20 protein-coding genes and 2 pseudogenes are annotated in these 20,500 nt (G+C 69.5%); 15 read left to right on the top strand and 7 right to left on the bottom strand.

What is annotated here, in order from left to right:
- The first annotated feature begins 11 nt into the window (after nt 1-11).
- The 8 genes from L0984_RS17885 to L0984_RS17850 all read left to right on the top strand — a co-directional run bounded on the left by L0984_RS17885 (nt 12) and on the right by L0984_RS17850 (nt 6,467).
- The gene (locus L0984_RS17885) at nt 12-1,016 is read left to right on the top strand and encodes an ABC transporter substrate-binding protein (RefSeq protein ID WP_234195111.1); all 1,005 of its coding nucleotides are present in this window, start codon (nt 12-14) and stop codon (nt 1,014-1,016) included.
- A gap of 8 nt (nt 1,017-1,024) precedes the next feature.
- Nucleotides 1,025-1,810 (top strand): ABC transporter permease, encoded by a 786-nt coding sequence (locus L0984_RS17880; protein ID WP_234195110.1) that lies wholly within the window; start codon nt 1,025-1,027, stop codon nt 1,808-1,810.
- A gap of 3 nt (nt 1,811-1,813) precedes the next feature.
- Nucleotides 1,814-2,644 carry an ABC transporter ATP-binding protein gene (locus L0984_RS17875; protein WP_234195109.1) on the top strand — a complete coding sequence of 277 codons (831 nt, stop codon included), beginning with the start codon at nt 1,814-1,816 and terminating at the stop codon, nt 2,642-2,644.
- The gene (locus L0984_RS17870; RefSeq protein WP_234195108.1) at nt 2,641-3,387 is read left to right on the top strand and encodes an ABC transporter permease; all 747 of its coding nucleotides are present in this window, start codon (nt 2,641-2,643) and stop codon (nt 3,385-3,387) included. Before L0984_RS17875 ends, L0984_RS17870 begins: the two co-directional genes overlap by 4 nt.
- Before the next feature lie 23 nt (nt 3,388-3,410).
- Nucleotides 3,411-4,193 carry a fumarylacetoacetate hydrolase family protein gene (locus tag L0984_RS17865; RefSeq protein WP_234195107.1) on the top strand — a complete coding sequence of 261 codons (783 nt, stop codon included), beginning with the start codon at nt 3,411-3,413 and terminating at the stop codon, nt 4,191-4,193.
- Nucleotides 4,190-4,588 carry a nuclear transport factor 2 family protein gene (locus tag L0984_RS17860; RefSeq protein ID WP_234195105.1) on the top strand — a complete coding sequence of 133 codons (399 nt, stop codon included), beginning with the start codon at nt 4,190-4,192 and terminating at the stop codon, nt 4,586-4,588. Before L0984_RS17865 ends, L0984_RS17860 begins: the two co-directional genes overlap by 4 nt.
- A 20-nt stretch (nt 4,589-4,608) precedes the next feature.
- The gene (locus tag L0984_RS17855; protein WP_234195104.1) at nt 4,609-5,592 is read left to right on the top strand and encodes a Bug family tripartite tricarboxylate transporter substrate binding protein; all 984 of its coding nucleotides are present in this window, start codon (nt 4,609-4,611) and stop codon (nt 5,590-5,592) included.
- Nucleotides 5,593-5,870: 278 nt separating this feature from the next.
- Complete coding sequence (locus L0984_RS17850) at nt 5,871-6,467, top strand: nitroreductase family protein (RefSeq protein ID WP_234195103.1); 597 nt, start codon at nt 5,871-5,873, stop codon at nt 6,465-6,467.
- A gap of 27 nt (nt 6,468-6,494) precedes the next feature.
- On the opposite strand, the gene L0984_RS17845 is transcribed toward L0984_RS17850, so the two are convergent.
- The 7 genes from L0984_RS17845 to L0984_RS17815 are packed head-to-tail and all read right to left on the bottom strand — an operon-like array spanning nt 6,495 to nt 13,006.
- Nucleotides 6,495-7,439: an NAD(P)-dependent oxidoreductase gene (locus L0984_RS17845; RefSeq protein ID WP_234195102.1), complete on the bottom strand. Its 945-nt coding sequence runs from the start codon at nt 7,437-7,439 to the stop codon at nt 6,495-6,497.
- A gap of 14 nt (nt 7,440-7,453) precedes the next feature.
- Complete coding sequence (locus L0984_RS17840; RefSeq protein ID WP_234195101.1) at nt 7,454-8,431, bottom strand: Bug family tripartite tricarboxylate transporter substrate binding protein; 978 nt, start codon at nt 8,429-8,431, stop codon at nt 7,454-7,456.
- A gap of 41 nt (nt 8,432-8,472) precedes the next feature.
- On the bottom strand, nt 8,473-9,450 hold the full coding sequence (locus L0984_RS17835) for an MBL fold metallo-hydrolase (protein WP_234195100.1): 978 nt from the start codon (nt 9,448-9,450) through the stop codon (nt 8,473-8,475).
- Nucleotides 9,447-9,647 (bottom strand): DUF2783 domain-containing protein, encoded by a 201-nt coding sequence (locus L0984_RS17830; RefSeq protein ID WP_234195099.1) that lies wholly within the window; start codon nt 9,645-9,647, stop codon nt 9,447-9,449. The genes L0984_RS17835 and L0984_RS17830 overlap by 4 nt, the downstream gene beginning before the upstream one ends.
- Nucleotides 9,644-11,317, bottom strand: coding sequence for an FAD-dependent oxidoreductase (locus L0984_RS17825; RefSeq protein ID WP_234195097.1), 1,674 nt, complete (start codon nt 11,315-11,317; stop codon nt 9,644-9,646). The genes L0984_RS17830 and L0984_RS17825 overlap by 4 nt, the downstream gene beginning before the upstream one ends.
- A gap of 20 nt (nt 11,318-11,337) precedes the next feature.
- The gene (locus L0984_RS17820) at nt 11,338-12,459 is read right to left on the bottom strand and encodes an alpha/beta hydrolase family protein (protein WP_234195096.1); all 1,122 of its coding nucleotides are present in this window, start codon (nt 12,457-12,459) and stop codon (nt 11,338-11,340) included.
- Nucleotides 12,452-13,006, bottom strand: a complete 555-nt coding sequence (locus L0984_RS17815; protein ID WP_234195095.1) for a VOC family protein — start codon at nt 13,004-13,006, stop codon at nt 12,452-12,454. Before L0984_RS17815 ends, L0984_RS17820 begins: the two co-directional genes overlap by 8 nt.
- Before the next feature lie 107 nt (nt 13,007-13,113).
- Between L0984_RS17815 and L0984_RS17810 the strand changes: the two genes are divergently transcribed.
- The 7 genes and pseudogenes from L0984_RS17810 (at nt 13,114) to L0984_RS30005 (ending at nt 20,242) form a co-directional block, all read left to right on the top strand.
- Complete coding sequence (locus tag L0984_RS17810; protein ID WP_234195094.1) at nt 13,114-14,010, top strand: LysR family transcriptional regulator; 897 nt, start codon at nt 13,114-13,116, stop codon at nt 14,008-14,010.
- A gap of 12 nt (nt 14,011-14,022) precedes the next feature.
- A complete protein-coding gene (locus L0984_RS17805) occupies nt 14,023-14,976 on the top strand; it encodes a LysR family transcriptional regulator (RefSeq protein ID WP_234195093.1) in 954 nt (317 codons plus the stop codon).
- Between the two features lie 103 nt (nt 14,977-15,079).
- Nucleotides 15,080-15,868: a class II aldolase/adducin family protein gene (locus L0984_RS17800; RefSeq protein ID WP_234195092.1), complete on the top strand. Its 789-nt coding sequence runs from the start codon at nt 15,080-15,082 to the stop codon at nt 15,866-15,868.
- 444 nt (nt 15,869-16,312) lie between these two features.
- Nucleotides 16,313-16,975, top strand: a pseudogene (locus L0984_RS17795) (two-partner secretion domain-containing protein); the annotation flags it as partial.
- A gap of 91 nt (nt 16,976-17,066) precedes the next feature.
- A pseudogene (locus L0984_RS30010) lies at nt 17,067-17,318 on the top strand (hypothetical protein); the annotation flags it as partial.
- A gap of 30 nt (nt 17,319-17,348) precedes the next feature.
- On the top strand, nt 17,349-20,135 hold the full coding sequence (locus tag L0984_RS17785; RefSeq protein ID WP_234195808.1) for a beta strand repeat-containing protein: 2,787 nt from the start codon (nt 17,349-17,351) through the stop codon (nt 20,133-20,135).
- Complete coding sequence (locus tag L0984_RS30005; RefSeq protein ID WP_370646058.1) at nt 20,048-20,242, top strand: polymorphic toxin type 22 domain-containing protein; 195 nt, start codon at nt 20,048-20,050, stop codon at nt 20,240-20,242. The genes L0984_RS17785 and L0984_RS30005 overlap by 88 nt, the downstream gene beginning before the upstream one ends.
- The last annotated feature ends 258 nt before the right edge of the window (nt 20,243-20,500 follow it).

The following is a 20,500-nucleotide window of genomic DNA, read 5'->3' as shown; positions in this document are numbered from 1 at the left end:
AGGAGACACGCATGATCAACCCACTCGTCCGGCGCCTCGCGATCGGTGCCCTCCTGGCCGCGGCCTCGCTGGCCGCATCGGCCCAGGCCACGAAAGCCAGGCTGGTGCTGCCCGCGCTGTCCGTCCTGTTCGCGCCGGTGTACATCGCCGAGGACGCGGGCTACTTCAAGGAGGCCGGCCTCGACGTGGACGTCAGCCAGCTGGCCGGCCCGGCCGCGCTCAACGCCCTCATCGGCGGCAGCGCCGACTTCACCACCATCGCCGGCCTGCTGCAGTTGCGCGCGGCGCAGCGGGGCCAGAAGACGCTGGCCATCGCCGGGTTGCAGGAGAACGCGACGACCGAGGTGGTCCTGTCCGCCGAGGCGGCCCAGCGGCTGTCCGCGGCCCGCTCGCCGGTGGAGCGGGCCCGCGCGCTCAAAGGGCTCACGCTGGCCGTGGATGCCGCCAACGGGCTGCCGCACGCCTTCCTGCGCTATGTGGCGCGCCAGGCCGGCATCGATGCGGACCGAGACATCCGCCTGGTCTTCATCGCGCCGCCGGGCATGGATGCGGCGCTGCAGAAGAAGGAGGTGGACGGCTTCGTCTTTTCGAGTCCCTTCACCCTCGAAGCCGTGCGCCGCGGCGCGCAACTGTGGATCAGCGGCCCGCGCGGCGACTTTGCGGACCTGAACCCGACGACCTACAACGTGCTGGTCGCGCGCGACGGCCACTGCACCAGCGCCGCGGACACGTGCAGGAAGATGGTCGCCGCGCTGGACCGCAGCCTGGCGCTGATCGGCACCGAGCCGCAGAAGGCCCTGGCCCTGCTCGGCAGACGTTTCGACAAGATGGATCCCGAGCTGCTGAAGCAGGCCTTCGAGAGCTTCCAGCGCAATACGCCGGCGCGCGCCATGCCCATGGGCAAGGCCTTTGCCCACACGGTGGAGACCATGTTCGGGCCGCAGGACGACAAGGCGGCGCTGTCCGCGCTCGCCCGGACGATCTATACCGATGACTTCGTGGGCGGTACCCGTTGAGCCAGCGCATGCATTCCGCCACGCATCGTCCGTGGCTCGACCGGCTGGTGCTGGGCGTGGTGGTGCTGGCAGCCTGGGAGGCGGTGTCCCGTCTGCTGGGCGCCTACTGGATCAGTTCGCCGCTGCTGGTCGTGAGCCGGCTCGTGGCGATGGCCGCGAGCGGCGACCTCTGGTTCCATGGTCGCTTCACGCTGGGCGAGGCGCTGGGCGGCTTCCTGCTGGGTGCCCTGCCGGGTTGCGCACTGGCCATGGCGCTGCGCCGCCATCCATGGACGCGTGAGGCGGTCCTCGCCCTCGCGGGCATCGGCTACGCCATACCCAAGACGGCGATGGTGCCGCTGTTCATCCTGTGGATGGGCGTGGGGCCAGGGGCCAAGGTGGCCCTGGTGGCCACGGCCATCTTCTTCATCGTGTTCTACAGCACCCTGGACGGCGTGCGGGCCGTCGACACCCGCCTTCTGGCCACGGTCCGCGTCTTCGGCGCGAGCGAATGGCAGCTGCTGCGGCATGTGGTGTGGCCGGCGGTCGTGCCCTACCTGTTCGGCGGGCTGCGCGTGGCCGTGCCCTATGCCATCGCCGGGGCCATCGTCGGCGAGATCATCTCGTCGAACCGCGGCATCGGCTACCTGGTGCAGTACGGCGCCTCGGACTTCGACACCACGCTGGTGTTCGTCGCCCTGGTCACCGTGATGGGCATCGTGCTCGGCCTGGGCGCGGTGCTGTCGATGCTCAACCGGCGGCGGCTGCGCTGGCAGGCCCCGCAGGCGCGTGCGGCGCGCTCCATCGGAGCCTGAGGCATGAGACCCGAGACACCCGCGGTGGCCCAGTCCGCCGCACTGCTGCAACTGTCGCAACTCGGCGTCTGCTACGACGGTGGCAAGGCCCAGGGGCCGCGCTGGATCCTGCGCGACGTGGACCTGACGGTGCACGAGGGCGAATTCGTGACCATCATGGGCTCCTCGGGTGCCGGCAAGTCGACGCTGCTGAACGTGGTGGCCCAGACGCTTGCGCCGTCGGCCGGCCGCATCCTGTTCCGGGGCCGACCGGTGGGTGGCGAGGGCATGCCGGCCCAGCCCGGCAGCGGCCGGCAGATCGGCTATGTGACGCAGGACGACAACCTGCTGCCCTGGCGCTCGGTGTGGGACAACGTGATGTTCCCGCTGACGCTCGCCGGCAAGCCGTCGGCGGCGGACGTGGAGCGCGTGCGACATCTGGTGGAGCAGGTGGGCCTGGCGCGGTGGGCCGGGCACTACCCGCACCAGCTCTCCGGCGGCATGCGCAAGCGCGCCTCGCTGGCGCGCACCCTGGCCTACAACCCGCCGGTCGTGCTCATGGACGAGCCCTTCGGGGCCCTCGACGCCGAGACCCGCGCGCAGCTGCAGGCGGAGCTGCTGGCGCTGTGGGCGGTGGAGCGCAAGACCATCCTCTTCGTCACGCACGACATCAACGAGGCCATCGCGCTGGGCGACCGGGTGGTGCTGCTGTCCGGCTCGCCGGGCCGCGTGGTGCTCGAGCGGCGCATCGACATCGCCCGCCCGCGCGATCCGGAATCGATCTTCAAGGCCCCCAGCTTCGGCGCGCACTACGACGCCATCCGCGGCTGTCTGCGCCACGGGGCCGCGCCATGAACGGGCGCACGCAGCTGGCCGCGCGTCTGCTGGGGCTCGCCGGCTTCGCGTTGGTCTGGGAGCTGGCCAGCCGCTCGCTGGGCGCCTACTGGGTGCCCGGCATCGGGCAGGTGGTGGGCCGCATCGCCCAGGATTGGCAGGCCGGGCGACTGCTGGCCGCCGTGGCATCGACGTCGGCGCTGCTGGCGGCAGGCACGGTGCTGGGCGCACTGGCGGGCGCCGGCCTGGCCGTGCTGCTGCGCCTGTCGGCCCGTGCCGACGCCATGACGCAGCCCTTCGTCACCGCGCTGATGAGCATCCCGAAGCTCGGGCTGGTGCCGCTGCTGGTGCTGTGGTTCGGCACCGGTTGGTTGCCGAAGGTGCTGCTGGTGGCGCTGACGGTGCTGTTCATCGTGTTTTCGCTGACCCATGCCGGCCTCTCGGCGGTCGATGGGCGCCTGCTGATGGCCGCGCGCGTCTTCGGCGCGACGCCGGCCCAGCTCACGTGCCATATCGTGGTGCCGAGCGTGCTGCCCTTCATCTTCACCGGCCTGCAGGTGGCCCTGCCCTGGGCGGTGAGTGCCGCGCTGGTCGGCGAGTACCTGGCCGCCAAGACCGGCATCGGGCACGGCATCGAGCAGGCCCGCCAGCTCGGAGACGCCATCGGCGTGTACCAGGGCATCGTGCTGGCCACCGCGCTGGTGCTGGCGGCCGGCGGGCTGCTGCGCGCGCTGCGCCGGCTGGCGCCCGACATTCATCCATAGCGCAGGACAAGGACCATGAAGCCATGAAGATCTACAAGTTCCTCCACGAAGGCCGTGCACGCTTCGGCGTGCTCGAAGACGGGGGCACCGTGCGCGCCATGCGCGGCTCGCCTTTCGACGGCGACCTGGCCCTCGGCGACGAGCGCTGGCGCCTGGACGCCCTGCAACTGCTGGCGCCCACCGTGGAGCGCCCGCGCATCTTCGGCGTCGGCTTCAACTACCGCTCGCACATCCTCGAGACGGGGCGGCCACTGCCGGACATCCCGCCGCTGTTCATGAAGCCGGACACGAGCCTGCTCGCACCTGGCGGGGCCATCGTCTATCCGCGCGGCAGCACCATCGTCCACTACGAGGCCGAACTCGTGGCGGTGATCGGCCGACGCGCCCGGCATGTGCGGCAGGAGGACGCGCTCGCACATGTGCTGGGCTACACCTGCGGCAACGACGTGAGCGAGCGCACCATCCAGCGGCAGGAAATGGCCATGGGCCTCATGACGCTCGGCAAGGCCTTCGACAGCTTTGCGCCGATCGGTCCGTGCATCGAGACGGCCCTGGACCCGGGCGCCTTGCGATTGCGCGGCAGGCTCAACGGCACCCAGGTGCAGGAGGGCGAGACGGCCGACCTGCTCTTCGGCGTCGATGCGCTGGTGGCCTATCTGAGCCGTGCCATCACCCTGCTGCCCGGCGACCTCATCATGACCGGGACGCCGGCCGGCGTCGGGCCCCTGCGTCCCGGCGACAGGGTCGAGGTCGAGATCGAGGGCATCGGCACGCTCGTCAATGACGTGGTGGAGGAGCGGGCATGACCGTCGCCGATTCGCTCGAAGACCTGCGGGCGCGGGTCCTTGCCGCGGACGAGGCGCGCTACCAGGCGCTGTACGCGCAGGACAGGGCGGCACTGGAGCGCCTGCTCGCACAGGACTATCTCCACACCCACGCGAACGGCAAGACCGAGGACCGCGCCGCCTTCCTGGCGACGATCCTCGCGGGCCGCTTCCGCTTCGTGGACGCGGTCCGCACGGAGCAGCAGGTCCGGCTGGCCGGCGGCGCCGTCGTGCTGAGCGGCAAGACCACCACCACCCTCGATGTCGGCGGCGCCACCAAGGTCATGCGCAATGCCTTCGTGACCGTCTGGGTCGAGGCAGCCGGCGGACCGCTGCAGATGCTGCATTGGCAGGCGACGGCCTTGCCCGACGCCTGACAAGGTGTGAAGGAGATCCCATGATCGAGATGACTCGCGGCCGCGTCGTGCCCCTCCTGACGGCCTTCCTGGCTGGCCTGCTGCTGCCCGTCGCCGCGGTGGCGCAGACCGCCTTTCCGGCGCGGCAGATCCACCTGGTGCTCCCGGCCGGTGCCGGCACCGGCGTCGACATCATCGGGCGCATCGGTGCCCAGCGTCTGTCGGACGTGCTGGGCCAGCCGGTGGTGGTGGAGAACGTCGTGGGGGCCAGCGGCGTCATCGGCGTGCAGCGCGTGACGCGGGCCCGGCCCGATGGGCACACGCTGCTGTTCACCTTCAATCAGACGATGACGATGAACCCGCATGTCGTCGCCAACCTGCCTTACGACCCGCAGAAGGACCTGGTGCCGGTGTCGCGCTTCGCGGCCTCGCCCTTCGTCTGGATGGTCAACACGCAGGTGCCCGTCCACTCCCTGGCAGAACTCATCGACGACGCCAAGGCGCGGCCGGGCAAGCTCGCGATGGGGGTCACGGGCTATGCGTCGGCCGCCTACCTGGGCGCGCAACTGCTCGCCGTGCAGACCGGCGCCGAATTGCTCCCGGTCAACTACGCCGGCAATTTCAGCGCGGACCTTCTGTCGAATGTGGTGCAGCTGTCCATGAGCCCGGCCGCCCAGGTGCCCTCGCTGCTGGCCAGCGGCAAGGTGCGGGCGCTGGCGCAGACCGGTGCCCGGCGCGCCGCCGCCATGCCCGACCTGCCGACGGTCAGCGAGACCGTGCCCGGCTACGTGATCGACGCGTGGTACGGCGTCTGGGCGCCGGCCGGCACGCCTGCGGACGTGGTCGCCACGCTCAGTGAGGCATGGCAGAAGGTCGCGGCGATGCCCGAGGTGCGCAGGCAGCTTGCCGCCGTGTCTGCCGTGCCTGTGGGCAGCAGCGCGGACGCCCTGCGGACGGTTGTGGACGACGAGCTGAAGCTCTGGGGCCAGGTGGTCAAGGCGAGGCGCATCGCGCCTTCCCAGTAGCGGCAGGGACAGCGCAGCGCGCTGGGTGGTCGAGGAAAGCCGAGCCGCTCGCGCCGGCGTTCGCGCAAGGCACGGCAGCCCTTCGGCCCCACCGTTGCACGGGTGCGGCGACGCCGTGACGCAGGCGCTGCGGCAGGGCAGTGCCCTGCCCCCGGGCCTGACCAGCCGTGGGTTGACCCGCTCATGCACACCCCACGGCTGGCATCATGCGGGCATGCGCAGGCCTGCCCTCGTGGCACGGCCTTTGCACACGTTTCCGTTCCCCTGGAGTTTTTCGAATGAGCAACCCCCGTCAACCCGCCCATCCCATCGATCCCCTGTTCACCGAGCGCTGGTCGCCCCGCGCCTTCACCGAGGAGGCCATCGCCGAGCCGGCCCTCATGAGCCTGCTCGAAGCCGCGCGCTGGGCGCCCTCGGCCTACAACGTGCAGCCCTGGCGCTTCATCTACGCCCGCCGCGACACGGCCGCCTGGCAGCCCATCTTCGACAGCCTGGTCGAGTTCAACCAGATGTGGACGAAGCGCGCCGCCGCGCTGGTGGTGATCGCCTCGGCCCGCGAAGCCGTGTTCCCGGGCAAGACCGAGCCGGTGCCCAACGCCTCGCATGCCTTCGACGCTGGCGCCGCCTGGGCCAGCCTGGCCTTCCAGGCGCAGTTGTCGGGCTGGTCGGCCCATGCCATGGCCGGCTTCGACGCCGGCAAGCTGCGCACGGCCATCGGCCTGCCCGAGATGTACGCCATCGACACCGTCGTGGCCGTGGGCCGGAAGGGCGATCCGGCCGTGCTGCCCGAAGGCGTCCGCGCCCGCGAAGTGCCGAGCGACCGCCGCCCGCTGGCCGAGTCCGCCTTCGAGGGCAAGTTCGGCGCGCAGGGCTGAGCCGCCGCCGCAACGCGGCTCGGCGGCTCAGGCCGCCCCGGCCGAGGGGCTGCGGATCTCCACGCCCATCTGCGTCTCCACCCAGCGCACCAGCTCGGAGACGCTCGCGCCGGGGCCGCGCGAGCGGTCGGCGGCCTGCCACAGCGCCAGGCCGGCGGCACTGAGCGGCGCGGGCATGTCCTGCGACTTGGCGAGGTCCAGCGCGATGCCCATGTCCTTGAGCATCAGTTCGAGCTTGAACGGGTCGTCGAAGCGCCGGCTGAGCACCCGCTGGTCGATGTGAGTGCGGGTGATCCACGAGCCGCCGGTCGATTCGTTCAGCACCTGGGTCATCACGGCCGGGTCCAGCCCGGCCCGCGTGCCGAGCGCCAGGCCTTCGGCCGTGGCGGTGAGCGTCAGCGCCGTCACCACGTTGTTCAGGCACTTCATGGTGTGGCCGGCGCCCAGGCCGCCCAGGTGGAAGACCGCGCGGCCCATCGCGTCCAGCAGGGGCCGCACGCGCGCCACGTCCGCGGCGGTGCCGCCCACCATGAAGACCAGCTCTGCAGCCTGGGCGCCCCAGGCCGCACCCGAGACGGGCGCGTCCACCATGCCGATGCCGCGGGCCGCCAGGCCTTCGGCCGTCTCGCGCGTGAGCCAGGGCTCGGCCGAGGAGGTGTCCAGCAGCAGGCCGCCCGCCTGCCAGCCGGCCAGCAGGCCGGTCTCCGGCGCGAAGACCACGTCGCGCACGACGCGGCCGTTGGGCAGCATGGTGATGACGATGTCGCTGTGGCGGGCCACCTCGCAGGCCGTCGCGCAGGGGCGGATGCCCGGCTGAGCCTCGGCCAGGGCGGCCGCGACGCCGGGCTGCGCATCGTGCGCCGCCACGGCGTGGCCGGCACGGGCCAGGTGGCCGGCCATGGGGCCGCCCATCACGCCTAGGCCGATGAAGCCGACGCGCAGGGCGGCGGGCGGGGAAGCCAGGGCGTGCATGTCGGCAGTCCCGTTCAATCCAGCTGCACGCCGGACGTGCGGATGACCTGGCCCCAGTACGCGCTCTGGGCGCGCGCCATGTCGTAGAACTCCTTGGGCGTGCCCGGCAGGGCCTCGAAGCCGAACTCGCCGAACACCTGCTGCACGCGCGGCGCCTGCAGCGCCTTGCGCAGCTCGGCGTTGAGCTTCTCGACCACCGGCGCCGGCATGCCCGCCGGCCCGATGAGGCCGTGGAAGGCGAAGGCGTTGACCTCTGGGTAGCCCAGCTCGTTGAAGGTGGGCACGTCGGGCAGGGCCTTGGCGCGCTGGGGCAGCGCGATGGCCAGGGCGCGCAGCTTGCCGCTCTTGAGGTAGGGCAGGGCGGTGCCCAGGTCCAGCATCATCATCGGCACCTGGCCGCCCATCATGTCCTGCAGCGCGGGCGCGGCGCCCTTGTAGGCCACGTGCGTGATGGTGAGGCCGGCCTTCTGCTTGAGCAGCTCCATGGCCATGTGGTGCGGCGTGCCGATGCCGGGCGAGCCGTAGCTGGCCTTGTCGCCGCTGGCCTTCACATAGGCGACGAACTGCTGCAGGTTCTGCGCCTGGAAGTCGCTGCGCACCACCAGCGCGATCGGAATGCGGCCGATGGCGCCGATGTAGGTGAAGTCGGAGGCCGGCTTGTAGGGCAGCTTGGCGAACATGTGCTCGTTGAAGAGCAGGGCAGCGTTCTCCGCCTGCATGACGGTGTAGCCGTCGGGCTTGGCCTGCATCAGCAGGCCGGCCGCGATGTTGGTGGAGGCGCCGGGCCGGTTGTCGATCAGCACCGGCTGGCCGATGGAGGGCTGCATGGCGTCGGCCAGCTGGCGCGCGATGCTGTCGGTGCCGCCGCCGGCGGCATAGGGCACCAGCCACTTGATGGGCTGGCTGGGATAGGCGCCCTGGGCCAGCGCGGCACCGGCAGTGGCGGCGGCCAGGGCCAGGGCGGCGCCCAGGCGGTGGAAGAAGCGGGTCATGGGGTTGTCTCCTGTGTTGTGATCGATGCGAAGTAAGGCGCTCAGCCGTGCAGCACCTGCCAGAGCGCGCGGTCGCGCTCGGCGGTCCACACGACCGGGTGCTCGGTGCCGGTGAGCTCGTCGTAGGCGCGCGAGACGTCGAAGGGCAGCACATGGCGGAACACCGGCCAGTCGCCGAAGCGCGGCACCATGGCCGCCTCGGCGCGCGCAAAGCAGCCCTTGAGCGATTCGCCGGCGTCGATGCCGGCCTGCACGGCGTCCAGCAGCGTGGCCAGGAAGTCCTGCGTCAGGCGGATGGCCTTCGTGCAGGCGGCCTCGCCCTGCAGCACGGCGCCGCGGCCGGGCACCAGGGTGCGCGGGCGCAGGGCGGCCACGGCGTCGAGCGTGGCGGCCCAGTCGCGGATGTAGGCATCGCCGGCATAGACGCCGCAGCGGTTTTCCACGACATCGCCCGAGAAGCACACGCCGGCCTCCGGCAGCCAGGCCACGGTGTCGCCGCTGGAATGGCCGCGGCCCAGCGCCAGCAACTGCAGCTCGCGGCCGCCGCCCAGCCACAGGCTCATGCGGCTGTCGAAGCTGATGGTCGGCTGGGTCAGGCCCGGGATCTCTTCCACGCCTTCGAACAGGCGCGGAAAGCGGCCCACCTCGGAATCGAAGTCGGCCTGGCCGCGGGTGCGGATCCAGTCCAGCGTACCCTGGCTGGCGATGATGGCCTGCACCTCGTCGAAGGCGCTGGCACCCATCACGCGCACGGCGTGGTAGTGCGTGAGCACGATGGTGCGCACCGGCTTGTCGGTGACGCTGCGGATGGCCGCCAGGAAGTCGCGCGCCATGCGCGGCGTGGGCCGGGTGTCGATCAGCACGACCTGGTCCTCGGCGACGACGAAGCCGCAGTTGGGATCGAAGTCGCTGATGTAGCCATAGACGTCGGGCGCCAGCAGGGTCAGGCGCGGCTTCTGCTCGCGGGTGTCGGAGGCCGAGGCGAAGGAGACGGTGGCGGGCGCGGTGGTGGCGGTCATGGGGCAGGGGTGTCGGTGTCGAGGGCGGCGGCGCGGATGCAGTCCAGCAGCACCTGCTGGTCGCCGCACTGGTTGGCCAGCAGCAGCACGAGGCGGGCATTGAGGTCGGCGCTCTGCGCTTCGCTGAGGCCCTCATGGGCCTGCAGCAGGGCGGCATAGAAGCCGTCGGGATCGGGGATGTGGGGCTCGGTGATCATGGGGCGGGCGTGGAAGGGACAGCGGGCGCCAGGGCGGTGTCGAGTGCCTGACGCAGGCCGTCGGCCGTGGCGGCGGGCAGCAAGGCGGCGCGGTAGGCGTCGGGGCGCACCAGCAGCAGGCTGCCGGGCTGTTGCAGGCCCAGGTGCGCGAGTTCGGCCGCACCCGCCGCATGGCCGGGCAGGCCGCAGGCGGCATCGGCACGCGGGCCCACCGCCACCAGCCGGACCGGCCGCCCGGCGACGGCGCCCAGGGCCGCATCCACCAGCGCCGGCTCGGGCGCATGCCACAGGCCCAGCCAGTGCGTGCCGGGCCGCAGCAGCGCCGCGAGCGAGGTGGACTGGCCTTGCGCATCGGCCAGGGGCACGTTCTGCACCGTCCGACTGCCGCCGGGCTGCCAGGGCGAGGGCGGGTAGTCGTTGGCGACCGACATGCGGCCGGTGTTGACCAGACTGCGCGCGAAGGGATGGCGCGCGGCGAGTGCGACCACGGCGCGGCGCAGCACATGTTCGGCGGGTGACCGCGGCGCCAGGAAGCGCGCCGAGCGGCTGGTCACCGCCAGGTTCTGCACGGCCGCGGGCCGGCGCTCGGCGTCGTAGCTGTCCAGCAGGGTGGCGGGTGCCTGGTCGCTCAGCACCAGGGCCAGCTTCCAGGCCAGGTTGGCGGCGTCCTGGATGCCGGTGTTGCCGCCACGCGCGCCGAAGGGGCTGACCACATGGGCCGCGTCACCGATGAAGAAGATGCGGCCGTGGCGGAAGCGCTCCAGCAGATGGTCGCGGTAGCCGTAGGGGCCGATCCAGACGAACTCGAAGTCCACGTCGGGCCCCAGTTGCTCGCGCAGGCGGGCGGCGGCCACCTCGGGCAGGCTGACCTCGGCGGGGTCGGCGTCCTCGGGCATCTGGTAGTCCATGCGCCAGACGCCGTCGGCCATCAGGTGCTGCCACACGCCGCGGCCTTCGTTGAAGGGCGCGTCCACCCAGGTCCAGCGCTCGACGGGCAGCGGCTTCTTGAAGCGCACGTCGCTGATGCACCAGCGGTCGGTGCTGCGCGAGGCATGGGCCGGCAGGGCCAGCTGGGTGCGGATCGGGCTGTTGGCGCCCGTGGCGTCGATCAGGTGATCGGCGTCGAGGGCGTAGCGGCCCGCGGGTGTCTCGATGTGCAGGCGCACGCCGCCCTCCAGCGGCTCGACCTGGTGCACGCGGTTCTTCCAGCGCAGGTCGGTGAGGCCCAGTTCGAGGATGCGGTCCACCAGGAACCACTCCACGTAGAACTGCTGCAGGTTGATGAAGGGCGGCTGCGCCGAGACGCTGTCGGTGCGCAGATTGAAGCTGTAGACCTCGGTGTCGCCCGAGAAGGTGCGGCCGAAGGACCAGGTGGCGCCCTTGGTCGCGATGCGCTCGTAGACGCCCAGCCGCGCGAAGATCTCCAGGCTCTTCTGCGCGTAGCAGATGCCGCGCGACGACGCGCCACGCACGCCGACGGTGTCGTCCTCGTCCAGCAGCACGCTGCGGATGCCGCGGCTGGCCAGGTCGCAGGCCAGCGTGAGGCCCGACAGACCAGCGCCGACGATCACGACCGGATGGCGGGCGGGGCTGCCTGCCGCGAGTTCGGGCGGTGGCACGAAGGGCCACTGCGGCAGTTCGTAGGGTGGGGCGAAGGTGAAGGCGTCCATGGTGGAAGGCGCTCCCTGTTTCAGAGGGCGTGGCAGAAGGCGGCGATGGCATCCGCCGCTTCGCGCACCAGGTGCGGCTGGCCGGCCAGGTAGTGGTTGCCGCCCACGATGTCGACGTTGCGGATGGCGCCGCCGCCCGCCGCCAGCCAGGCGTCGCGCGTGCTGGGAAAGGTGGACTGGTCGGCGGTGTAGGTCAGCAGCAGCTTGGGGCAGGTGGTGCGCGCCAGGTTGGTGGGGCCATCGGCCTGCGAGCGCGAGGACCATTGCGACAGGAAGGCCGTCAGCGAGGTGGTACGGCCCATCGCGTTGGCCGAGTAGTTGACCTGCCGCGCATCGCCCCACACGCTGCCGGGCGCGCGGTCGTTGGCGTCCAGGGAGAGGTCCACGCAGCGCGGATCGGCATGCGTGCGGTAGACGACGAAGGCCTGGTCCCGCGGCGCGCCGGGCGTGGCGCGCAGCTGTTCGAGGCGGGCCAGCACCCACTGCTCGATGCGCTGCAGCCGGGCCTGCTGGGCGCCCTTGAAGCGCGCCAGGAAGGCCGGGCTGTAGGGCCGCGCATGGCGGGGGTCGTGCATGTCGAGCGCCGGGTCCACGGAAAGCGGGTCGTGCTCGTCCGTGACCGAGGGATCGATCCAGTCGGCCAGCAGCCGGCTGCGGCCCAGGTGCGCCGCGCACAGGGCGATGCCGGCCACCGGCGGCAGGTCGGTGGGATGCAGGCCGCTCGGGTCGCCATCGGGCAGGTGGGTGGCCGTCAGCTGCTCGGCCTGCGCCTGGTAGAAGCTGGCCAGCGCCGCGCCGCCCGAATTGCCGATCAGCACCACCCGGTCGTACCCCTGCGATTGCAGGAACTGGACGCCCGCGCCCAGGTCCTGGATGGCCCGCTCCATCAGCAGCACGGTGTCGTTGCCCATGTAGCGCGAGTTGAGGCCCAGGCAGCACACGCCGCGCTCGGCCAGCGGGCCGATCAGGTAGTGGCCCATGAAGTTGCTGGTCGGATGCATGACGATGGCGGCCACCCGTGCGCCACCGGGCGGTGCCATCCAGGCGCCGTAGATGCGCGGCCGCAGCATCTGCAGGCCCGACTGGCTTTCCAGCGCGGTGCCGGGCCGCACGTCGATGACGGCAAGTTGCGGCTCAGCCATGGTGCGGGCGCACCTCGCGCAGGCGGGCCTTGCGCTGGGTCCAGTCGTCGAGCGCGGCGCGGGCCCGGCGGGCATGCGCGTCCATCTCGGCCTGCGGCACGGTGGGCGTGGTCAGCTCCACGCGGATGCCATTCGGATCGAAGAAGTAGATCGAGCCGATGATGTGGTGGTCGGTGATGCCCAGCACCGGCACGCCCGCGGCCTCGATGCGGGCCTTGGCCGCGCGCAGCTCTTCCACCGTGTCCACCCGCAGCGCGATGTGGTTGACCCAGGCGGGCGTGTTGGGCGAGGGGGCCGCCACGATGTCGTCGCCCAGGTCGAAGAAGGCGATGTACGAGCCGTCGCGCATCTGGAAGAAGATGTGCACGTAGGGGCAGTACTCGCCGGTGCTGGGGACATGTTCGTTCTCGATGACATGCACCAGCGGCAGGCCGAGCAGGTCTTCCCAGAAGCGGCGGGTTTCCTCGCCATCGCGGCAGCGCCAGGCGAAGTGGTGCAGGCCGCGGATGGGCACGGGGCCGTGCGGCGATGGGGTGGGCTCTGGCATGGTGTCTCCGTCTCGCGGCGCCGCCATGGGCCCGCGTTGCCGCGATTGGGCACGAGGCACTTCTATGATGCAATCGAAATAAATTCATCGATTGATGAAGGAAGACCATGAATCTCACCCTGCGCCAGCTGCGTGCCTTCGCCGCCGTGGCCGAGGCCGGCAGCTTCACGGCGGCGGCGCGGCAGCTGCACCTGACCCAGTCGGCCCTGAGCGTGCTGGTGCGTGAGCTCGAGCGCGAGATGGGCGTGCAGCTGCTGGACCGCCACACGCGCGCGGTCGAACTCTCCGAAGCGGGCCGCGAGTTCCTGCCCTCGGTGCACCGCCTGCTGGCCGAGCTGAGCACCGCGGTGGCGGGTGTCACCGACCTGCGCGACAAGAAGAAGGGCCTGCTGCGCCTGGCCGCGCCGCAGCTGATGGCCTGCACCTTCATTCCCCGCGCGGTGGCGGCCTACCGGCAGCGCCACCCGGAGGTGGAGGTGCGCGTCACCGACACGCTGCCCGAGCAGCTGCTCGCCGGCATGCGCGCGGGCGACGTGGAGGTGGCCGTGGGCCAGGACATGCCGGTGGACGAGGCCGTGCTGCGACGCCCGCTGCTGCGCGACCGCCACTGGCTGATCTGCCCGGCCGACCATGCGCTGGCCCGGCGCCGCAGCGTGCGCTGGCGCGAGCTGGGTCCGTGGACCTTCATCGCGCCGACGCGCGACTTCCGCCAGCGCATCGCGCCGGAAGTGGACGCCGAGGTGCGCGCCATGCTCAACGGGCCGCAGACGCAGGAGGTGTCGTACATGACCACCGCGCTCGGCATGGTGGCGAGCGGCCTGGGCCTCACGGTCTGTCCGACCTATTCGGCGCCGCTGGTGCGGGCCTGGGGCCTGGCGATGGTGCGGCTGGCCGAGCCGGACTTCCACCGCGAGGTGTGCGTCTACACGCCGGCCCGGCGCTCGCTGTCGCCGGCCGCGGCCAGCTTCGTGGACATGCTGCTGGCCAATCCCACGCTTGCCTGAGGAGGGCCGTCCATGCTGCTGAACCTGCGCGAACTCCAGGCCTTCAAGGCCATCGCCGAACTCGGCTCGTTGGGCCGGGCTGCCGAGGCTCTGTCGCTGACGCAGCCGGCCCTCACCCGCACGCTCAAGCGACTGGAACGGCAGCTGGGCGTGCCGCTCTTCGAGCGCCATCCGCACGGCATGGCGTTGACGAGCTACGGGCAGGCACTCGTGCCGCATGCGGGGCTGCTGCTCAGCGGCTCGGACGAGGCGCTGCGCGCGGTCAACGAGCTGCTGGGCCTGTCGCGCGGCACGGTGCGCATCGGCGCGGTCTCCAGCGCCGTGGAGCACCTGCTGCCGCCGGCCATCGAGCGGCTGCTCGCGGCCCATCCGCCATTGCAGGTGCAGATCGTGGAGGGGCTGTCCGACGAGCTGCTGCTGGCGCTGGCCCGGGGCGAGGTGGACCTGGCCTTGGGCTTTTCGGCGGCCGAGGACGAGGACGTGGTGCGGGTCTCGGAAAGCGGCTGGCAGGAGGGCTGCCATGTGGTCTGCGGGGCGGGGCATCCGCTGCTGGCACGCTCGCCCGTGGGCCTGGCCGACCTGGCGGGCGAGCGCTGGGTGCTGCCGCCCCGGCGCATGGGTCCGCGCGAGGAATGGCAGCAGCTCTTCTGGGACCACGGCCTGCCCGCGCCGGCGGTGGCGGTGGAGGCGCGCTCAATCAACGCCATCCGCGCGCTGGTGGCGACCCGCGGCTTCCTCAGCTGGATGCCGCGGTTGCTGCTCGGCGGCGCGCAGCCGATGCCCCGGCCCATCGAGGTGCTGCCCGTGCGCGAGGTACAGGCGGTGCGCAGCTTTGCGCTGTACCAGCGTCGCCGTGGACTGCTGCCGCCGGCGGCCGCTGCCCTGCGCGACGAGCTGCTGAAGCAGGTGGCGGCCCTGCCATCCTCGGCGCCGCCGCGGCGCCCCGGGCGGGCGGCTCGGGGTTAACACCGCATACCGATCCGCTATGGCATCGCACGCCGATGTCATGGGGGCCTCGGCACGACGCTTCCTAGACTGCCGTGCATTCCCACTCAAGGAGACCGGCAAGATGGACGACCAGGATTGGCAACGGGTGCTGCAGGCGCGGCGCGAACGGGTGCGCGGCCAGGTCAGCGCGCAGGAGTGGGCGGCGCGCGAGGACCTGGCCGCCTGCTATCGGCTGTGCGTGCACTACCGCATGACGGACATGATCTACAACCACATCTCGCTGCGGGTGCCCGGCCGGCACGATCAGTTCCTCATCAATGCCTTCGGCCTGCTCTACAGCGAGGTCAGCGCCTCGAACCTCATCAAGGTGGACCTGGACGGCCAGCCGGTGGACGAGACCGAACTCGAGGCGAACCCCGCCGGCTTCGTCATCCACGCGGCGGTGCACAAGGCCCGGCCCGACGTGGACTGCGTCTTCCACACCCACACGCGTGCGGGCGTGGCCGTGTCGGCGCAGCAGGAAGGACTGCTGCCACTGTCGCAGCACGCCATGCGCTTCTACCAGCGCATCGGCTACCACGACTACGAAGGCATCGCGCTCGACCTGGACGAGCAGCAGCGCCTGGTGCGCGACCTTGGACCGCACAAGGCGCTGATCCTGCGCAACCACGGCCTGCTCACGGCCGGCGCCACGGTGCGCGATGCCTTCGAGGAGATGTACTACCTGGAGTTGGCCTGCCAGATCCAGCTCGATGCCACCGCCAGCGGCCGGCCCGTGGTGCTGCCCCCGCCCGCGGTGTGCGCCCATGCCGCCGAGCAGTTCGCCGGCTCGAACAGCTACATCCGCAACCGCGACTGGCAGGCGCTGAGGCGCATGCTGGACCAGACGGATCCGGGTTATCGGCAGTGAAGGGCGCGCAGGCGCCGGGCCATGCGTGCCGGACGTGGCCTGGGGCGTGGCGCTGGGGGCGATGGCGGCCTGCTGCCCGCTCCGGCGGCATCGGCGGACGGCCCAGAAAAAAAGCCCGACCAGGTCGGGCTTCAACGCATTTCTGCGGATTGGCAGGGAGGCGCCAAACACCCCGTTGCCGAGGCAGGCAAAGTTTAAGGGTGGAGGTATCGTATGGGGATAGGAAATTCTTCACTGTTTGTCCATTCCCCTTTTGGTTGATGGGGCGACAAAAAGATAATCAACGTTAAAAAATAGAAATTAAAGTCAATCAGTTCACCCCCGTTTCCCGGTCTTAAAAAGGTGCGCCTTTTTGTGACCTATTTCCAATGACGCCCGTTTCGGGAAAAGGAGAATTCGCCGCGTCATTGAAAAGGGAGTGGTGCGCATCTGGCACCGGGGCGAATGAACAAGAATTTCCACCGAGTCATCTTCAACGCCATGCGTGGCCAGCGCATGGTGGTTCAGGAAACGGCAACGAGCACCAGCAAGGGCCGCAACGGCGCTTCGGCTGGGACGGGTGAGGGGCAGCGGCCCTGGGCGCTTCGCGGGTTGGTCGCGGCCCTCGCACTGACCAGCTGGCTGCCTGTGGTGCATGCCCAGATCGTTCCCAACCCACTGGCACTGCCCTCGCAGCGTCCCCAGACATTGGTGGCGCCCAACGGGGTGCCCCTGGTCAACATCACCACGCCATCGGCTGGGGGTGTCAGCGTCAACCACTACAGCCAGTTCGATGTCGGTGCGCCGGGTGCCATCCTCAACAACAGCCGCACGCCTGTGCAGAGCCAGCTTGGCGGCTATATCCAGGGCAACCCCTGGCTCGCCACGGGGCCGGCGCGCGTCATCGTCAACCAGGTCGCCAGCAGCAACCCGAGCTACCTCAACGGCTACGTCGAAGTCGCTGGCCAGCGGGCCGAAGTCATCATTGCCAACCCCAGCGGCATCAGCGTCAATGGCGGCGGCTTCATCAACGCCTCGCGCGTCACGCTGACCACGGGCACCCCGCAGTACGGCCTGGGCGGCTCGCTGGACGGCTATGTGGTCAATGGCGGCACCGTCACCGTGGACGGCAAGGGGCTGGACCTGAGCACCACGGGCTACGCGGCCATCCTCACCCACGGTCTCCAACACCAATGGCGGGCAGATCGGCGTCGAGCCGGTGTCGGGCAGCTCGGGGAGTGGTTCAGGGTCTTCTGGCGGATCCACCTCGGGTGGGTCTTCGGGTGGTTCATCGGGCACGTCCTCGGGAAGTTCTTCCTCAGGCGGCTCCTCCGGCAGCACCGGGGGAACCACGGGCGCCAATGCTGCTCCGCCCGAGCCGGGCACCCTCACGGCCGGCGGCGCCATCCTCAACGACGGCGGCAAGATCTATGCGGGTGGCCCCATCACGCTGCAGACCCAGAACCTGGTCAACAACGGCGGCACGCTGAGCGTGGCAAGCATGAGCCTGAAGCAGCCGGGCTTCAGCAACCAGGGCGGCACCATCAATGTCTCGGGTGCCTTCTCTGCCGATCTGGGAACGCTGGACAACACGGGCGGCACGCTTCACGCAGGCAGCCTCAATGTCGCCACCTCGGGTGACCTCATCAACGTCGACGGCACTTTGACCAGCGACAGCGATGCAAGCCTGCAGGTTGGCGGCAAGGTGGACAACATGCGAGGCACCCTGTCGGCCCAGGGTCGCATGAGCGGCATCGTGGTCGGCGCCACTGACAACACCTCAGGGAATATTGCTGCGAACAACAGCCTGCAGTGGAGCGCTGCGAGCCTAACCAACGACGAGGGCAATGTCGGTTCGGCCAATGGCTCTGCCCAACTGAATGTCACGGGCGCAATCACCAACGGCCAAGGCAGTCTGGGTGCGGGGACAGACCTGCAGATCCAGGCGGGCAGCCTGAGCAACGCCCAGGGCGGCAGCGTTCGGGCAGAAGGCAACATTCAGCTGAGCACATCGGGTGCCGTCACCAACGACGGCGCCATCACAGCCGCAGGCAACACGGCAATCACGGCAGGCAGTGTGAGCGCCGGCACCAGCAGCGTGATGGGCGCAGGCATCAACAAGGATGGCACGCTCGCCGCCAGTGGTGATCTGACCATCACAGCCTCCAGCACGCTGACAGCCAATGGCACGAACCTGGCGGCTGGAGGCCTTGCACTGCAGGGCAGCAGCGTCGACGTCTCCCACAGCACCACCAGTGCCAGCAATGTGAGCTTGAACGCCACGAACGGCAACGTGGACACGAGCGCTGCCAAGGTGGTCACCCCCGGCACTCTCACGATCACGGCCGATGCCAACGCGGCCCAGTCGCTGGTCAATACGGGCGGCACCCTCAATGCGGGGCAACTGCAGATCAATGCCGCGAACATCAGCAACACCGTAGGCGGCCAGCTCGTGCAGACCGGCACGGCCGCCACGACGATTGCGGTGAGCGGCACCCTGGACAACAGCGGTAGCGTGATCGCCGCCAACAGCCAGGACCTGAGCTTGTCCGCCACGAGCCTGGTGAACGCGGGCGGCCAGATCGCGCACGCCGGCACCGGCACGCTCACCTTGAGCGGCGGAAGCTTCGATGGCGCAGGCGGCGAGGTGGCCAGCAACGGCGCATTGGCCGTGAGCCTCACCGGAGCCTTCAACCAGGATGGCGGCACGACCAGCGCCACGGCGATCAGCATCGACGCCGGCAGCCTGAGCAACAAGGCCGGCCAGATCGTGCAGACCGGCACCGGCGCCACGCACATCGGCGTCAGCGGGGCCCTCGACAACACGAATGGGGCCATCGCGAGCAACGGGCAGACGGCAGTGACGGCCGGCACGCTGACCAACGGCGGCGGCCAGATCCGCACGGCTGGCAGCGCAAGCCTGAGCCTCACCACCAACGCCAGCCTCTCCGCCGGTGGCGACCTCACGGCCCGTGCTGCCACGCTCGCGGCGGGCGACAGGCTCATGGGCCAGAACCTGCAGATGCTGGCGCAGCAACCTGGCATGGGCTGGATCACGGCCGAAGATGCGCCGTGGCAGCAGGTGCTGATTCACAACGTGGGCGACCGCGTGGCCGGCGCGCTGGTGAGCACGGCACTCAACGGCGGGGACCTGGAGCGCAACCTGGGCAACGCGATTGCCACGGGGCTGCTGGACACGGTGGCATCGACGAGCGCGAACTGGATCGGCGGTGCCACGAGCGGCAATGCGCTGGCCAATGCCATAGCGCATGCGGTGGCCGGCTGCGTGGTGGGCGCGGGCCGGGCCGCGGCGGGGGCCGGTACGAGCACGAGCAAGGGGTGCAGTGCGGGGGCGCTGGGGGCGGTAGTGGGGGAGCTGGCGGCGGGAGCGGCCCAGAATCAACTGATGTCACCCGGTGAGATCGTGAATATGAGCCAAGGCCTTGCGGGAATCGCAGGCGCGCTCGTGACGGGAGATTCGGCGGGAGCCAATATTGCCTCGCAGGCCGGCGCCAACGCTGCGCAGAACAACAGGATTCTTCACCCGGACGATGTGAGTATGGCGGCTGCGCTGGCAGGCAAGGGCCCGTACTCCGAGGCGGAGATCCTGGATGCGATGCGGTGGAGCAATGGCCGGAACACGAACGGCACCGTGTCGCCGGCGACGCAGCAGGCCTATGGGATGGACGGAACCTCGCTGGGCGCCAATTCGCCGACTCGCACCCTGTCGGGCGACCTGAGTTCCGACCCGGGCCTGCGAGTCGTTCCGACGGGCAACAGCGCCTCGTCTGCCTCTTTCCAGGAGGCGTTGCCAAGTGCGCCCTCTCGTGATCTGATGAATTTCATCACGGCAAGCACGGGCGGCAGCAGTTCTCCGTACCAGTTCAATACGGCGGGCATGACGTATGGGCCGCCTGCGACTCCAGCCCAAACACAATGTGCGAGTGCCGAATGTGCGGCAGGATTGGCAGGATCTCAAGGTAGGGGGTTGCTGCCCGACTATGTTTCACTTAATCCTGGGGTTCATACGCTAACAGGAGCTTCGTCAATCAACTCGTATGATGGAACTGCATATATTGGAGGAGGAGTAAGCATCATGAATTCAAATCCAGGATTTGGATTTTCCACAGGAATCGCGGCAGGCTATATTTTGGGCGTAAATGATGCATCGGGAACAAACGAATTTCTTGAGGTTCGGGAATGCAAGCTTCAGTTTCAATTCCGATTTTTGGAAGATTTAATTTTACCTTTGGCGTCAATCATTCCTATGGTGGGGCGACAGCGATAGAGTTTGGCGTCGCGCCTCCGGGGGGGCTCGGTATCGGCTATTCTCCCTATGGCTACTCCGCGCCGGTTACAGGAGGAAAAAATAATGATTCCTTTCCCTGGTTCTGATAAGGAGAGGTATCGACGTATGACCCGATTGGGAAAAATTTTATACTGTGCTTTTATTATTATTTGTTATGGAACTTTTATAGCGCTGATTTTATGGAAATTCTTCTGAGTCAGGATCAAGAATAGTATGCCTTCGCTGGGACTATGGGCTCTGTACTTTCCGGTTTTATTCCGCCGAATGCTACCGTAGTTCTAAGCTGATCGATCACTAAAACACGTAGATTAACTGAAGGCAGATGGTATAAAACTGCTTTACAT

It is taken from the genome of Pseudacidovorax sp. NFM-22, from assembly GCF_021401245.1.
In the GTDB taxonomy this organism is placed as follows: Bacteria; Pseudomonadota; Gammaproteobacteria; order Burkholderiales; family Burkholderiaceae_C; genus Xenophilus.
Note: the sequence above shows the minus strand (reverse complement) of the source record. Positions and strands in the feature narration are given on the sequence as shown.

What these genes read in the sequence shown, in the direction of transcription:
- L0984_RS17885 (WP_234195111.1), top strand. Translation starts at nt 12, where the DNA reads ATGATCAACCCACTCGTCCGGCGCCTCGCGATCGGTGCCCTCCTGGCC.
- L0984_RS17880 (WP_234195110.1), top strand. Translation starts at nt 1,025, where the DNA reads ATGCATTCCGCCACGCATCGTCCGTGGCTCGACCGGCTGGTGCTGGGC.
- L0984_RS17875 (WP_234195109.1), top strand. Translation starts at nt 1,814, where the DNA reads ATGAGACCCGAGACACCCGCGGTGGCCCAGTCCGCCGCACTGCTGCAA.
- L0984_RS17870 (WP_234195108.1), top strand. Translation starts at nt 2,641, where the DNA reads ATGAACGGGCGCACGCAGCTGGCCGCGCGTCTGCTGGGGCTCGCCGGC.
- L0984_RS17865 (WP_234195107.1), top strand. Translation starts at nt 3,411, where the DNA reads ATGAAGATCTACAAGTTCCTCCACGAAGGCCGTGCACGCTTCGGCGTG.
- L0984_RS17860 (WP_234195105.1), top strand. Translation starts at nt 4,190, where the DNA reads ATGACCGTCGCCGATTCGCTCGAAGACCTGCGGGCGCGGGTCCTTGCC.
- L0984_RS17855 (WP_234195104.1), top strand. Translation starts at nt 4,609, where the DNA reads ATGATCGAGATGACTCGCGGCCGCGTCGTGCCCCTCCTGACGGCCTTC.
- L0984_RS17850 (WP_234195103.1), top strand. Translation starts at nt 5,871, where the DNA reads ATGAGCAACCCCCGTCAACCCGCCCATCCCATCGATCCCCTGTTCACC.
- L0984_RS17845 (WP_234195102.1), bottom strand. Translation starts at nt 7,439, where the DNA reads ATGCACGCCCTGGCTTCCCCGCCCGCCGCCCTGCGCGTCGGCTTCATC.
- L0984_RS17840 (WP_234195101.1), bottom strand. Translation starts at nt 8,431, where the DNA reads ATGACCCGCTTCTTCCACCGCCTGGGCGCCGCCCTGGCCCTGGCCGCC.
- L0984_RS17835 (WP_234195100.1), bottom strand. Translation starts at nt 9,450, where the DNA reads ATGACCGCCACCACCGCGCCCGCCACCGTCTCCTTCGCCTCGGCCTCC.
- L0984_RS17830 (WP_234195099.1), bottom strand. Translation starts at nt 9,647, where the DNA reads ATGATCACCGAGCCCCACATCCCCGATCCCGACGGCTTCTATGCCGCC.
- L0984_RS17825 (WP_234195097.1), bottom strand. Translation starts at nt 11,317, where the DNA reads ATGGACGCCTTCACCTTCGCCCCACCCTACGAACTGCCGCAGTGGCCC.
- L0984_RS17820 (WP_234195096.1), bottom strand. Translation starts at nt 12,459, where the DNA reads ATGGCTGAGCCGCAACTTGCCGTCATCGACGTGCGGCCCGGCACCGCG.
- L0984_RS17815 (WP_234195095.1), bottom strand. Translation starts at nt 13,006, where the DNA reads ATGCCAGAGCCCACCCCATCGCCGCACGGCCCCGTGCCCATCCGCGGC.
- L0984_RS17810 (WP_234195094.1), top strand. Translation starts at nt 13,114, where the DNA reads ATGAATCTCACCCTGCGCCAGCTGCGTGCCTTCGCCGCCGTGGCCGAG.
- L0984_RS17805 (WP_234195093.1), top strand. Translation starts at nt 14,023, where the DNA reads ATGCTGCTGAACCTGCGCGAACTCCAGGCCTTCAAGGCCATCGCCGAA.
- L0984_RS17800 (WP_234195092.1), top strand. Translation starts at nt 15,080, where the DNA reads ATGGACGACCAGGATTGGCAACGGGTGCTGCAGGCGCGGCGCGAACGG.
- L0984_RS17785 (WP_234195808.1), top strand. Translation starts at nt 17,349, where the DNA reads ATGAGCCTGAAGCAGCCGGGCTTCAGCAACCAGGGCGGCACCATCAAT.
- L0984_RS30005 (WP_370646058.1), top strand. Translation starts at nt 20,048, where the DNA reads ATGCAAGCTTCAGTTTCAATTCCGATTTTTGGAAGATTTAATTTTACC.